Raw genomic sequence first — 12,725 nt, 5'->3', positions numbered from 1 at the left:
AATCAACTGCTGCGCGACAGCACGGACTGCATCCATGATTCGGAGCCCCGGGTGGATTTCCCGGTCGAGCTGTCGAACTTGGCGTTATTGGCGAAACCCCGGGCTGTGATCAGATAGCCCGTGAGCTTGGGTGTGGACGTGCTTTCGATCTTCTGGATGAGGCAGCGCGGCGCGATGTCCAGCTGTGCGGAGTCGACGTCGGTGCCGGAGGGCTTCTTGTTGTAGTAGTCCGACGGAAGGCTGATCACGTTATTGCCTGTCCAGCTGGCGCTCTTGCGCCACTCGGCGGTGGGGTCGAACTCCGAGCCGATCGTGGTGGTAATGATCTTGCCGCGCAGGCCCGTGGTGGAGTACTCGGTGTAGTCCTTGCCGTCGCCATCGAAAATGGCCACCTGCTCACAGAAACGCAGCGCGGTTTCCGCGGCCTCCCGAGCTACCTCGGTGGAGCGGATGCCGTTGATGCTGCGCTCGCTCTGGGTCGCATTGCGGATGGCGAATGTGCCCAGCAGCGACATGATCACGATCAGGATCAGGGTGATGACCAGCACCGCGCCGCCCTCTCGCCGGACAGGGGTACGTCCCCAAAGCATGTGCGGGCAGCGATGAATAGAAGGCGTGGTGCTCATTGGATGATCAGGCGGTTTCTCAGCAGCACCGTGGTGATGTAGGCCCTGCGCAGATAGCCATCGTTGTTCGTGACGTCAACGTTGCTGCAGTTCTTGTAAGACGTCCCACCGGCGGGCACGTCCTTCACGGTCCGATCGCTGCGCATGAGCAGGCACACACGCACGCTCAACACTCGGCTCCAGCGGTCTTCAGTGAGATCGGGAAGGACACCGCTGCTGGCCAATGCGTCGACCTCGGAGGCATTCAGGTACTTGACGATCTGGTGCCGCATGGGATCGTAGGTGGAGGCCAATTCGGCGCTGGGGCGATTGGCCACACCGTAGAGGATCTGCATGTCTTCGACATTGGCCAGCAGCGGTTGCGCGGCGCCGATGGTGTTGGCCGTGGCGCCGCTTTTCTCCGATCCGCGGCAGGACAGCATGGGCTGCGTACTCGCGTCAGTCACCGAGTAGCGGTTGTCTGCCAGGGTGTAGTTTGGCGCTGCAGACGCAGGCGTCGGAGGTGGGGCCACCTGCGAGGGGGTCGCCGCGAAGATGCCGGTGCCCACGCAATTTGTCGCCAACGGCGTGCTGTCGGTCGAGGGCGTCGTGTTGTCCGTGGTGGCCTCGTACCGGATGGCGATGGCGTCGCTGCCGCCGCCCGGTTTGCACGCCAGGCTGCCAAAGGCGCCCGCAGCGGTGGCATCGGTAAAGCCACCGTCGCACCCACGCACAGCCGGGCCCGCATAGTTGCCCATTACAGTGGCACCGCTGCCTGGAATGATCTGCCGCGAGTAACCAGCTTGCTTGAGTTGCTGCTGGATCAGGTTGAGAGCGAGGATGCCGTCCTCATTCATCTGCGTTTCGACCTGGGACATCTGGCTGCCCCGACTGGATGCGACATAGATCGAGAGGCTGGACGCCAGGATCACCAGCCCGAGCGTCAGCGCGATCAGCAATTCGAGCAGGGTGAAGCCGGCGATGTGCTGCCGGCGCGCACGGGGCGAGAAGGTTGCGGTGTTTCTCATAGCGTGACCCGGAAATACATGCAGGTCAGCGAAGCCTCGGTCGTCTCGGAAATGTTGGCGCCCTTGGGACACGGCTGCGACTGACGAAAGCCATCGCCCTCCTGGATCGAGGTCCAGATCAACCAGATGTTCAGCACGCGAGTGGCTGGCAGGCCGTTCACGCCCGCCGGTGCGTCCGTCAGGTCTGCGGTGACGTAGGCGGTGCCGCCCGGCAACCGGTTGGCAACGTTGGTGAGCCACTGGGACTTGTCGTAGTTCGCAATGGCCGCGCCGCAGGTATTGATGGGATTCGTGGGATTGGAGGTATCGACCTGGCAACTGGCCGGTGCCTCCGTGGGGTCGGTCGTCGCGGCCGAACGCGTGCTGGCGGTGTACGCCGTGGTGTTGGCGTAGTTCGCAAAGCCGGAGAGATTGGCTCGGGCGCGCTCCGTGTAGTCGGTCACCAGGCTCAAGCCGGTGGCCCGCATGCGGGAGAACTGGTTGTACTTGATGGCCGAGGACGTGAGCCCCGCCATGCCGAACAGGGCAACGGCCAGGATGACGATGGCCACCAGCACCTCGATGAGGGTGGCGCCTCGTTGTCTGTTGTGGGTTTTCATGTCCGTGAAGAGAGGGCGGGGCTGTCCAGGTACGGCCGAGCTGTCGGGCGACCTCATCCCTCGTTGCTATCGCAGTCGGTCGCGTTCGCTACGTAGCGGACACGACCAGGCTTGGTGATGCAGAGGGCCTTGCGCGCCCACGGCGTGGCGCTGGCACTGCTGAAACCGGTGGCGTCGATGTCGATGCCGTTGGCAGCGCCGTTCAGCAGACCGTTGGGCATGAAGACAAAGCGCCCTGCGGTCTTGAGCTTGATGGACGCGATGCCGGAGGGCTCCACCTGACGAAGCAACAGCTCATCGCCGTTCGTCGAAGAAAAGTCGTTGTTGGCGTCGCGATCGTTGTTGACGAACACGATCCAGCCGCTGGCGTAGCCTTTGGCGCCCGCGGCGGTCTCACAGGCGGTGGCGGTGCTGGACGCCACCCGGCACACAACAACCGGGCGTCCACGCGCAATCGCCTCGGTGCGCGCAATGCGCAGCGAGCCGGTCAGGGCGTTGACGGTATTGGAAGCACGCCACTGGTTGACGAAGCGCGACATCGAAGGGGCGGCAATGCCGAGCAGGATCGCCAAAATGGAGAGCGTGACCAACAGTTCGATGGCTGTCAGACCGCGTTGGCGACGCGAGGGCTGAAGACCAAGGCATGCCGCGCACAAAAGCCCACGCGACTCGTGCTCAATAGCTTGATTGGCCGGCCGGAGAGGTTTTTGCACTTGTTTAAGAATGTGTCTTTATGTGACTTTCAATGCTATGCGATGCATTCGATCAGCAAATGCCGCACATCGCGCAACAGCAACCGCTTGGCGGCATCCAGCAAATTTGAACAACGCGGATCAAGATGCCGGTTGTCTCGCTGGTCTTGGCCTGCCTGCAAAACCAGCAAGGATGGCCTTACCCCCGCCATCCATAGACGCCCCGGCGCAGTTCTCAAACCGCGTAAAGCGCCGCGCTCAAAGACAGCACCGCGCAGACGCAAAAAAGCCGCCCGAAGGCGGCTCTTTGGAATGCCTCAGGGCTTAGCGGCACGAACCCGGGGCGTACTTGGCAGCATTGGCGGTCGAGGTGCACTTCCACTCGAACACTTGGGTGCCTTGGCCGCCGCCGGCAGCGTTCAGAGCATAGGCGGTTGCGGTGCCGGCAACTTGATAGCTAGGCGTCAGAACGATGGTATCGGTCGCGGCGAACGTCGTGCCCAAGTTGGCCGCATGCGGAACCACGGTGATCGCGCCCGTGGCGCCATTCGTAGAGATGGACTGGACCATCTTGGTGGGGGTCGTCGCATCGCAGCCAAAGGCATTGGCGTTCGCGGCGTTGGAGAGCGTTGCGGCCGCGTCCATGCTTTGGATCGTTTCGCTAATCGTCGTGCGGCATTGCGATGCGGCCAGAACCACTTCAGACATGCGGGCCTTGATGGTGTAGTCCTTGTATGCCGGCAGAGCCACCGCAGCCAAGATACCAATGATCGCCACAACGATCATCAATTCGATGAGGGTAAAGCCGGCTTGTGCGCGGCGAGCGAGAGTGCGACGGTTCATTCGATTAACTCCAGGTTGGTTTGTAGAGCCCGGGAACCAGCCCGGAGCGAGGAACCTTCCGCAGCATCCGTGCCACCCAGCTTCCCCACCCTGCAGCCCTCGACCAGGCCGTCTTTGGTCACAAGATGGTTACATGATGTGACACAACTCGCACTCAGATGCCAATTGTGTCGACAAATTTGTCATGCCCGACCGGGCCCTATCAGAAGGTCAGCACTCCATCCGCCTTGAGCCAACGGATGTCCCGCTGCGCCAACCCAGCCACCTCCCGCCCCGCCAGCATCTCGATCTGGCTCATGATTTCTTCGGTCTCCGCCGGCTTGGTGTGGGTGATGTAGATCGGGTATTGCTTCCCCGGATCGATGTGCGCCAGCTCGTGCGCCAGGGCCACCGGCGACAGGTGAAGGCTGCGTTCGGCCAAGGCTTCTTCGCGGGAGCTGAAGGCGGTCTCGATGACCAGCATCGCCACGTCGATCGCATTGATGCGCTCCCAGAAGGGCGGGTTGCGTTCGGTGTCGCCGCTGAAGACCCAGTGGGCGCCGCCTTCCGCCCGGCGGATGGCGAAGCCGCAGGCCGGCACGGTGTGGACGGCCGGCAGCACCTCGATCAGCTTGGGGGCGTCGCTGCCCAGCTCGAGGCGTTGCCCGACCGTGATCTCGTGGAAGCTCACGAACGGCGATTCGGGGCTGGGAATGCGTTCGAAATTCGGCCAGATGACGTTGTTGAACACATGCGCCCGCAGTGCGTCGATGGTGGCCGCCAGGGCATGCACGCGCAAGGGCCGAGTGCGGCGGCTGCCGACGGCGTCGAGCATCAGGGGCAGGGCGGCGATGTGGTCGAGGTGCGAGTGGGTGAGCACCACGTCGTCGATGGCGGCCATCTCGTCGAGGGTGAGGTCGCCGACGCCCGTGCCGGCGTCCACGAGCAGGTCCGCATCGACCAGGAACGAGGTGGTGCGGCAGTCCTTGGCGATGGCGCCCGAGCAACCCAGCACGCGAACCTGCATTGTGGAAGACCCCTTGTATGCGTCTGTCGTCATTTGGTGTCGAACCGGGTGGCGCCGTCCCAGTCCGGGTCTTGCGGGCGAAGCGCCATCGAGGCTAAACGCTGGGCGTAGAGCTGGTAAAGGACTTTTTTCGCATCCGCGGCGAGCAGGGGAGCCAGCAAGTTCCGGCCCAGCGCCCAATCCTGCCGGCGGTAGGCGGCGAGCACCTGGCTCCAGCGGTCGAGTTGCTGCCGTGTGTCCTGCGCCTCGGCTGTGGCTTCCGGCGCGAGCGGGGTGTAGATGGCGACGGCCTGGGCCTTGCCCTTGACGCGCACGCTGTCGAGTTCCTGCCAGACGAACCCGGGCGCCGCCTCGCGGGTGGCGCCGCTGGCAACGATCTCGACCCCGTAGTGTCCGCTCAGGCCCTCCAGCCGGGACGCGAGATTGACCGCGTCCCCAACCACGGTATAGCTGCGGCGCGCGGTCGAGCCCATGTCGCCGACGCTCATGAGGCCGCTGTTCAGGCCGATGCCCGCGCTGATCTCGGGGCGGCCGTTGGCGCGGTGCTGGCGGTTGATGTCGTGCACGGCGGCGGCCATGTCGATCGCCGCCTGCACGGCGAGCGCGGCGTGGCCGGGCGTGTCGATGGGCGCGCCCCAGAAGGCCATGACGCAGTCGCCCATGTATTTGTCGACGGTGCCGCGGTGCGCGCTGATCACCTCGGTGAGCCGGCTGAAGACGGTGTTCAGGAAGGCCTGCAGCTCGGCCGGCGCCATCTGCTCGGACAGCCGGGTGAAGTCGCGCATGTCACAGAACATCACGGTCATTTCCTTGCTCTCGGCGCGCATGCTGTAGCGGCCGGGGCGCACGAGCATTTCGTCGACCAGCTGCGGCGGCACGTAGGTGCCGAAGAGCCGCACCAGCCCGCGCCGCGCGCGCGATTCGACGAAATAGCCCCAGCTCATGTTGAGCGCGAAGGCCAGCGCCACCATGACGAGCGCCGACGCCAGCGGGAGCACGAGGCTGTGGCCGACGTAGAGCCAGGTGTTGAGGCCGACCAGCGCGGCGACCACGCCGGCGCCGAGCAGCACGGCGCGCGATGCGGACAGCAGCGACAGTCCGAACGCGAGCAGCAGCCCCCCCGCCAACACGGTCAGCACTTCATAACCCGGCGCGTAGTCGGGCACGGCCAGCAGGCGCCGGTCGAGCAGGCCCGAGACGATGTTGGCGTGCACTTCGACGCCCGGGAACGCGGCGCCGATGGGGGTGGCGCGCAGGTCCTGCAGGCCGGGCGCGGTGGCGCCGAGCAGCACGATCTTGTCCTTCAACTCACCCGGCGCCAGTCGGCCCTCGAGGACGTCGGCAGCGGCCACGTAGCGGAACGACCCTGCGCGCGGCCCGCCGGGGCCGCGAAACGGCACCTGCAGGCTGGCACTCTGGTCGACCGGGATGCGCAACGACCCCAGCACCAGCGCCTGCAGGCGCGGAAAGTTGCCGTCGCCGGCCACGAGCGCCGGCCGCACGGGCGGCGAACCGTTCGCCAGCCGGTACACCGCCAGCGCCAGCGACTCGTAGTGCCCGGGCGACGCATGCTCGCCTTCGTAGCGGGCAATGAGCGGCACGCTGCGAATCACGCCGTCGTCGCTGCCGTCACCAACCAGGGTGTTCAGGAACCCCGCGACCGGCGCCGCGCGCCCCAGCACCGGCAGGCTGGCGCCGAAGCCGTTCCAGAGCGTGACGAAGGAAGCATGGGGCGGAAAGGCGTCGGGCGGCAGCACGGGCGTCGCCGGCAGCAGCCCCTTGGCGCTGGGCTGTTCGGTGCGGGTGAAGTAGTAGCCCAGCGCCACGGGCTGGCCGCGCAGGGCCTGGGCCAGTGTGGCGTCGTGGTCGAGGGTCGGCGCGAGCTGATCGATTTCGGCAGCGAGGCCCGGCACGCCGCTCAATGGCCCGGCTGCGATCTCCTTCAGGCGCCCGAGGCCGGAGCTGCGATCGGGCTCGAGAAACATCACGTCGAAGCCGAGCACAGCCACGTGTTGGCGGGCCAGCAGTTCCGTCGTGAGGTTGGCAATCTTGTCGCGCGGCCAGGGCCACTGGCCCTCGCGCGCCAGGCTGGCGTCGTCGACATCGACGATCACGACCCGCGTGTCGGGCGTGCCCGGCATGGTGGCGCGCAGGCGGGCGTCGTAGATCAGGTGGTCCAGGTGCTCGATCACGCCCAGCCGCCAGGCGCCGGTGGCATGGAGCAGCGCCAGCACCACCGGTAGCAGCGTGATGGCGATGCGCGGCCAGTGCCGCCGCAATGCGCTCATGGCCGATCAGCCTTGGACAACGGATGCCTGCCGGCGAGAAAACGGGGAGCGGAGCGGGGCGTCCGGGCCGGCTCAGATCCGGACGAACTGCATGCGCGAGGCGCCGCCGAGTTCGAGCACGTCGCCCTCCTGCAGCGCGACGGCCTCGGCGCCCAGCGGGGCGCCGTTGAGCGTGACGCTGCCGACGACGGTGGCCGCCACGTAGCCCTGGCGGCGGCGGGTGACGACGGCCACGGCGACGCCGGGCTTGCCGATGGTGGTGACCACCTTCTGCAGCGGGACGTCCTGGCCTTCGTTGGCGCCCGAGAGCACGCGCAGCACGGGCACGCCCAGCTCGACCAGTGCGCCCGATTCGGTGGGCGCCGACGAGAGCGGCATCGGCGCCGAATACTCGGAGAGCGAGGCCCGCACGGAGCCGGGGCCGGCCATGAGGTTGCTGTGCGAGCGGAAATGGATGCGGCAGCCGCCGACCTCGATGACGTCGTTGTCCTGGAGCGCCTGCTTCTGGACGGCCAGCGCATTGACGTAGGTGCCGTTGGTGCTGTTGAGATCTTCAATTTCGACTTCGCCGCCGCTCATGTGCAGCACGGCATGCTCGCCGCTGACGGCGAGATTGTCGATCACGATGTCGTTGTAGGCGCGCCGGCCCAACGTCGTGCGGTTCTTGGCGAGCGCCACTTGGCCGATGACGACGCCATCGACCGAAATGATCATCTTCGGCATGGCCGATTACTCCCCGTTTGCAAAGATCCAGCACCGTCAGGCGGCGCAAACGGTCCGCCGCCTGGGTTGGCTGCTACATGGCCCCGCGGGTCGCTTCGCTGACGCCCGCCTTGGCCAGAACAACTGAAATGTTATCCCGTCCGCCATTGTCGTTTGAAATTGCAACCAAAAGTGAAGCCATCTCCTTCAGCCCCAGATCACGGCTCAAAAGCGTGAAAAGCTGCGCATCCGGCACCATCTCGCTGAGCCCGTCGGAGCACAGCATGTACAGGTCGCCCGGCCTGGCGCTGTGCTCGTGCATCTCCAGCAACACCTGGGCTTCCACGCCCATGGCCCGCGTCACGAGGTTGCGGGTGGGGGAGTTCAAGGCCTCTTCGGGCGTGATGGCACCCGCGTCGAGCTGCTGCTGGCGCAGCGAATGGTCGCGCGTGAGCTGCTCCAGCTTGTTGTTGCGCAGGCGGTAGCAGCGCGAATCGCCGATGTGGCCGACCACCACGCGCTGGGGACGGAACGCCGCCAGCACCAGGGTCGTGCCCATGCCTCGCAGTTCTTCGTGGGTGATGCCTGCCTGGAGGATGGCGCCGTTGGCCTCGTCGGTGGCCGCCTGCAGCGCACGCCGGACCACGCGGGCCGGCGCCTGCATGCCGGCCTGGGCGAACCAGCGGCCGAAGCTCGCGTGCATCAGTGAAATGGCCATGGCACTGGCCACCTCGCCGCCCTTGTAGCCGCCCATGCCGTCGGCCAGCAGCGCCAGGCCGAGGGCCGGGTCGACGTGCACAGCGTCTTCGTTGTGAGCGCGCAGGCGCCCGACATCGGTCAGCGCCGCAAACTCCCAGCTCAGCGCCGGTCGACTGGAGAAAAGGGAAACGCCAACACCTGCCATCGTTTGTCAGCGCTCGCTTTTTAAGGGATCAGTGCGCAGCAGCGCGTGCGCGCCGTTGCAGGAAGCGGCCCAGGGCCACGACGAGCACCGCGCCGGCGATCGCGCCCACGTAGTGCATCCAGGGGTTGGCCGCCAGCGCCTCGTGCAGCGACACGTCGCTCACAATGGTCTCGCCGCCGACCCAGCCGATCAGCGCGGCGCCCAGCATGACGATGATCGGGAAGCGTTCCATGAGCTTGATCATGAGCGTGCTGCCGAAAATCACCAAGGGGATGCTGATGGCCAGACCCAACACCAGCAGCACCATGCTGCCTTGCGCGGCGGCCGCCACGGCGATCACGTTGTCCAGGCTCATCACCAGGTCGGCCAGCAGGATGGTCCGCACGGCCGCGAACATGCTGCCGTATTCCTTGGACTCGCCGTCGCCTTCGTCTTCCTCGCTGAGCAGCTGCAGGCCGATCCACAGCAGCAGGGCGCCGCCGATGATCTGCAAGTAGGGCAGCGCCAACAGCTTGGCCGCCACCACCGTCAGCACGATGCGCAGCACCACGGCCGCGCCCGAGCCGAACAGCACGGCTTTTTTCTGTTGCGCGGGCGGCAGCGATCGCGCCGCCATGGCGATCACGACGGCGTTGTCGCCCGAGAGGATGATGTTGATCCAGACGATCTTGATCAGGCCGATCCAGAAGTCCGTGCTTTGAAGAAGTTCCATGTCTCTGATTCCACTGTGTTGTAGTTAAAAAAGCGCCCGCAACTCAATGCGGGCGCTTTTTCATTTCTGCGTGGTAATGCGAGCGGCGGGAATGCCGCCAGCGGTGCGTGTGCTTTTTACAGCTTGCCCTTGAGCAGCTTGGCCAGCTCCGAGAAGTTGCGCGTCACGGTGAAGCCGCACTCTTCCATGATGGCGAGCTTGGCTTCGGCCGTGTCGGCGCCGCCCGAGATCAGCGCGCCGGCGTGGCCCATGCGCTTGCCGGGAGGGGCGGTGACACCGGCGATGAAGCCGACGACCGGCTTCTTCATGTTGTCCTTGCACCAGCGGGCTGCGTCAGCCTCGTCGGGGCCGCCGATTTCGCCGATCATGATGACGGCGTCGGTGTCCGGATCGTCATTGAAGGCCTTCATCACGTCGATGTGCTTCAGGCCGTTGATCGGGTCGCCGCCGATGCCGACTGCCGACGATTGGCCCAGGCCGATTTCCGTCAGTTGAGCCACGGCTTCGTACGTCAGCGTGCCCGAGCGCGAGACCACGCCGATGCGGCCCTTGCGGTGGATGTGGCCGGGCATGATGCCGATCTTGATCTCGTCGGGCGTGATCAGGCCGGGGCAGTTCGGGCCCAGCAGCAGGGTCTTCTTGCCGCCGGCCGCTTCCTTGGCCTTCATCTTGTTGCGCACTTCGAGCATGTCGCGAACCGGGATGCCTTCGGTGATGCAGATCGCCATGTCCAGGTCGGCTTCGACAGCTTCCCAGATGGCGGCCGCGGCGCCTGCCGGCGGCACGTAGATCACCGACACGGTGGCGCCGGTCTGCGTGGCGGCTTCCTTCACCGAACCGAAGATCGGGATGTTGAAGATCGACTCGCCGGCCTTCTTCGGGTTCACGCCGGCCACGAAGGCGTTCTTGCCGTTCGCGTATTCCTGGCACTTCTCGGTGTGGAACTGACCGGTCTTGCCGGTGATGCCTTGCGTGATGACTTTGGTGTCTTTGTTGATGTAGATCGACATGACTTGTTCCTTAGGCCTTCTTGACTGCTGCCACGACCTTCTGGGCCGCGTCCGCCATGGTGTCGGCGCTGATGATCGGCAGGCCCGACTCGGCCAGCAGCTTCTTGCCTTCGACTTCGTTGGTGCCCTTCATGCGCACGACCAGCGGCACTTGCAGGTTCACGGCCTTGCAGGCTGCGATCACGCCGGTGGCGATGGTGTCGCACTTCATGATGCCGCCGAAGATGTTCACGAGGATGGCTTCCACGTTCTTGTTCTTCAGCATGATCTTGAAGGCTTCCGTGACCTTCTCGGGGGTGGCACCGCCGCCCACGTCCAGGAAGTTGGCCGGCTCGCCGCCGAACAGCTTGATGGTGTCCATGGTGGCCATGGCCAGACCGGCGCCGTTCACCAGGCAGCCGATGTTGCCGTCCAGCGAGATGTAAGCGAGGTCGAACTTGGAGGCTTCGACTTCGGCCGCGTCTTCTTCGTCCAGGTCGCGCAGGGCCACGATTTCGGGGTGGCGGAACAGCGCGTTGCTGTCGAAGTTGAACTTGGCGTCCAGGGCGACGACGTTGCCCTTGCTGTCACGGTTGAGCGGGTTGATCTCGACCAGCGAGGCGTCCGTCTCCATGTAGCAGGTGTAGAGCTTCTTCAGGATGTCGACCGTCTGGGCGGTCGAATCGGCCGGCATGCCGATGCCGTCGGCGATTTCCTTGGCTTGCGCGTCGGTCAGGCCGTCCTTGGGGTCGGCGTAGACCGTGATGATCTTCTCGGGGGTGGAATGGGCCACTTCCTCGATGTCCATGCCGCCTTCGCTCGAAGCGATGAACGCCACCTTCTGGGTGGCGCGGTCGGTCACGGCCGAAATGTAGTATTCCTTGTTGATGTCGGCGCCGTCTTCGATGTAGAGGCGACGCACCTTCTGGCCTTCAGGGCCGGTCTGGTGGGTCTTGAGCTGCATGCCGAGGATCTCGCCAGCCAGCTTCTTGACGTCTTCGATCGACTTGGCGACCTTGACGCCGCCGCCCTTGCCGCGGCCACCCGCGTGGATCTGGGCCTTGACGACCCAGACCGGGCCTCCAAGCTTCTGGGCGGCCTCGACCGCCTCCTGAACCGTATAGGCCGGGATGCCGCGCGGCACCGGCACGCCGAACTTGGCAAGGATTTCCTTGCCTTGGTACTCGTGAATCTTCATGAGGGATGTCTCTCGGAAGGAGGAGGTTGAGAACGGGAGATCGGGAGTGAGACTGTTGTTTCTGCTCTGTTGTTCGCGGGCGACGGCAGCCTGACGGCTGGGGGCGGCGAACAACCGCGGACTGTATCATGGTGCGCCGCACCAATACTTGATGCGCGGTTGCGGTCAATACGTACTTTCTTCTAGCCACCCTACGCATACTCCGATATGGCCAAGGTTTTCATCGACGGCGAAGCCGGCACCACCGGCCTGCAAATTCGCGAGCGGCTGCAGACGATGCCGCAGATCGAGCTCGTGAGCATCGCGCCCGAGCTGCGCAAGGACGTGGCCGCCAAGCGCGAGCTGATGGCCGGCGTCGACCTCGTGGTGCTGTGCCTGCACGACGACGCGGCGCGCGAGTCGGTCGCGCTGATCGACCAGCTCCCGGGCCAAAAGCCCAAGATCATCGACGCCTCGACCGCCCACCGCATCGCGCCGGGCTGGGTCTTCGGCTTCCCCGAACTCGTCGAAGGCCACTGGCAGGCCGTGGCCCAGGCCGACCGCGTCGGCAACCCCGGCTGCTACGCCACCGGCGCCATCGCCATGGTGCGCCCGCTGGTCGACGCGGGCCTGCTGCCGGCCGACTTCCCGGTGTCGCTGCCTTCGGTGAGCGGCTACTCGGGCGGCGGCCGCACGATGATCGAGGACTACGAGGGCGGCAAGGCGCCGCTGTTCGAGACCTACGCGCTGGGCCTGAAGCACAAGCACATCCCCGAAATCATGACCTACACCGGCCTCACGCGCCGCCCGGTCTTCATTCCGTCGGTGGGCAATTTCAAGCAGGGCATGCTGGTGCAGTTGCCGCTGCACCTGGACCTGCTGCCCGGCAAGCCCAAGGCCGGCGACCTGCAGGACGCCCTGGCCGCGCACTACGCCCGGAGCAACACGCCCGAGCAGTTCGTGAAGGTGCTGCCGCCGACCGAGAACGGCAAGCTCGACGCGCTGGCGCTCAACGACACCAACCAGCTGGAAATCCGCGTGTTCCCGAACGAGGACCACCGTCACGCCGTGGTGATCGCGCGCCTGGACAACCTGGGCAAGGGCGCCAGCGGCGCCGCGGTGCAGAACCTCAAGCTGATGCTGGCGCTCTGAGCCACGTCAAGCACTGATAAGAGAAAGG

At 65.5% G+C, this 12,725-nt stretch carries 13 protein-coding genes; 1 reads left to right on the top strand and 12 read right to left on the bottom strand.

Translation table 11 applies throughout. The annotated features are described in order from the left end of the window. Positions 1-2: 2 nt before the first annotated feature. From AC1RAA_RS19975 to sucC, 12 genes are all read right to left on the bottom strand, one after another. Positions 3-626: a pilus assembly PilX family protein gene (locus AC1RAA_RS19975; RefSeq protein ID WP_492730215.1), complete on the bottom strand. Its 624-nt coding sequence runs from the start codon at positions 624-626 to the stop codon at positions 3-5. Then, positions 623-1,633 carry a PilW family protein gene (locus tag AC1RAA_RS19970; protein WP_492730213.1) on the bottom strand — a complete coding sequence of 337 codons (1,011 nt, stop codon included), beginning with the start codon at positions 1,631-1,633 and terminating at the stop codon, positions 623-625. The genes AC1RAA_RS19975 and AC1RAA_RS19970 overlap by 4 nt, the downstream gene beginning before the upstream one ends. Further along, entirely contained in the window at positions 1,630-2,232 is a 603-nt protein-coding gene (gene pilV, locus AC1RAA_RS19965) for a type IV pilus modification protein PilV (protein WP_307637715.1), read from the bottom strand. Before pilV ends, AC1RAA_RS19970 begins: the two co-directional genes overlap by 4 nt. Positions 2,233-2,285: 53 nt before the next feature. Continuing rightward, the gene (locus AC1RAA_RS19960) at positions 2,286-2,945 is read right to left on the bottom strand and encodes a GspH/FimT family pseudopilin (RefSeq protein WP_492730211.1); all 660 of its coding nucleotides are present in this window, start codon (positions 2,943-2,945) and stop codon (positions 2,286-2,288) included. 303 nt (positions 2,946-3,248) lie between these two features. Beyond that, complete coding sequence (locus AC1RAA_RS19955; RefSeq protein ID WP_492730209.1) at positions 3,249-3,767, bottom strand: pilin; 519 nt, start codon at positions 3,765-3,767, stop codon at positions 3,249-3,251. Positions 3,768-3,969: 202 nt separating this feature from the next. Next, complete coding sequence (locus tag AC1RAA_RS19950) at positions 3,970-4,773, bottom strand: 3',5'-cyclic-nucleotide phosphodiesterase (protein WP_492730208.1); 804 nt, start codon at positions 4,771-4,773, stop codon at positions 3,970-3,972. Between the two features lie 29 nt (positions 4,774-4,802). Continuing rightward, a complete protein-coding gene (locus AC1RAA_RS19945; protein ID WP_492730206.1) occupies positions 4,803-7,061 on the bottom strand; it encodes a CHASE2 domain-containing protein in 2,259 nt (752 codons plus the stop codon). 72 nt (positions 7,062-7,133) lie between these two features. Further along, positions 7,134-7,784, bottom strand: a complete 651-nt coding sequence (locus tag AC1RAA_RS19940; RefSeq protein WP_095747310.1) for an FHA domain-containing protein — start codon at positions 7,782-7,784, stop codon at positions 7,134-7,136. Between the two features lie 73 nt (positions 7,785-7,857). Beyond that, positions 7,858-8,667 (bottom strand): Stp1/IreP family PP2C-type Ser/Thr phosphatase, encoded by an 810-nt coding sequence (locus AC1RAA_RS19935; protein WP_062475327.1) that lies wholly within the window; start codon positions 8,665-8,667, stop codon positions 7,858-7,860. A gap of 28 nt (positions 8,668-8,695) precedes the next feature. Continuing rightward, the gene (locus AC1RAA_RS19930; protein ID WP_062475329.1) at positions 8,696-9,379 is read right to left on the bottom strand and encodes a TerC family protein; all 684 of its coding nucleotides are present in this window, start codon (positions 9,377-9,379) and stop codon (positions 8,696-8,698) included. A gap of 116 nt (positions 9,380-9,495) precedes the next feature. Further along, the gene (gene sucD, locus AC1RAA_RS19925; RefSeq protein ID WP_056575184.1) at positions 9,496-10,389 is read right to left on the bottom strand and encodes a succinate--CoA ligase subunit alpha; all 894 of its coding nucleotides are present in this window, start codon (positions 10,387-10,389) and stop codon (positions 9,496-9,498) included. 10 nt (positions 10,390-10,399) lie between these two features. Continuing rightward, a complete protein-coding gene (sucC, locus tag AC1RAA_RS19920; RefSeq protein ID WP_062475330.1) occupies positions 10,400-11,566 on the bottom strand; it encodes an ADP-forming succinate--CoA ligase subunit beta in 1,167 nt (388 codons plus the stop codon). 207 nt (positions 11,567-11,773) lie between these two features. On the opposite strand from sucC, the gene argC reads away from it, so the two are divergent. After that, entirely contained in the window at positions 11,774-12,697 is a 924-nt protein-coding gene (gene argC, locus AC1RAA_RS19915; protein WP_492730203.1) for an N-acetyl-gamma-glutamyl-phosphate reductase, read from the top strand. The last annotated feature ends 28 nt before the right edge of the window (positions 12,698-12,725 follow it).

The organism is Variovorax sp. GW823-FHT04F07 (assembly GCF_058795995.1).
The sequence above is the reverse complement of the archived record's forward strand: the minus strand, read 5'-3'. Positions and strand labels throughout refer to the sequence as shown.

What these genes read in the sequence shown, in the direction of transcription:
- AC1RAA_RS19975 (WP_492730215.1), bottom strand. Translation starts at nt 626, where the DNA reads ATGAGCACCACGCCTTCTATTCATCGCTGCCCGCACATGCTTTGGGGA.
- AC1RAA_RS19970 (WP_492730213.1), bottom strand. Translation starts at nt 1,633, where the DNA reads ATGAGAAACACCGCAACCTTCTCGCCCCGTGCGCGCCGGCAGCACATC.
- pilV (WP_307637715.1), bottom strand. Translation starts at nt 2,232, where the DNA reads ATGAAAACCCACAACAGACAACGAGGCGCCACCCTCATCGAGGTGCTG.
- AC1RAA_RS19955 (WP_492730209.1), bottom strand. Translation starts at nt 3,767, where the DNA reads ATGAACCGTCGCACTCTCGCTCGCCGCGCACAAGCCGGCTTTACCCTC.
- AC1RAA_RS19950 (WP_492730208.1), bottom strand. Translation starts at nt 4,773, where the DNA reads ATGCAGGTTCGCGTGCTGGGTTGCTCGGGCGCCATCGCCAAGGACTGC.
- AC1RAA_RS19945 (WP_492730206.1), bottom strand. Translation starts at nt 7,061, where the DNA reads ATGAGCGCATTGCGGCGGCACTGGCCGCGCATCGCCATCACGCTGCTA.
- AC1RAA_RS19940 (WP_095747310.1), bottom strand. Translation starts at nt 7,784, where the DNA reads ATGCCGAAGATGATCATTTCGGTCGATGGCGTCGTCATCGGCCAAGTG.
- AC1RAA_RS19935 (WP_062475327.1), bottom strand. Translation starts at nt 8,667, where the DNA reads ATGGCAGGTGTTGGCGTTTCCCTTTTCTCCAGTCGACCGGCGCTGAGC.
- AC1RAA_RS19930 (WP_062475329.1), bottom strand. Translation starts at nt 9,379, where the DNA reads ATGGAACTTCTTCAAAGCACGGACTTCTGGATCGGCCTGATCAAGATC.
- sucD (WP_056575184.1), bottom strand. Translation starts at nt 10,389, where the DNA reads ATGTCGATCTACATCAACAAAGACACCAAAGTCATCACGCAAGGCATC.
- sucC (WP_062475330.1), bottom strand. Translation starts at nt 11,566, where the DNA reads ATGAAGATTCACGAGTACCAAGGCAAGGAAATCCTTGCCAAGTTCGGC.
- argC (WP_492730203.1), top strand. Translation starts at nt 11,774, where the DNA reads ATGGCCAAGGTTTTCATCGACGGCGAAGCCGGCACCACCGGCCTGCAA.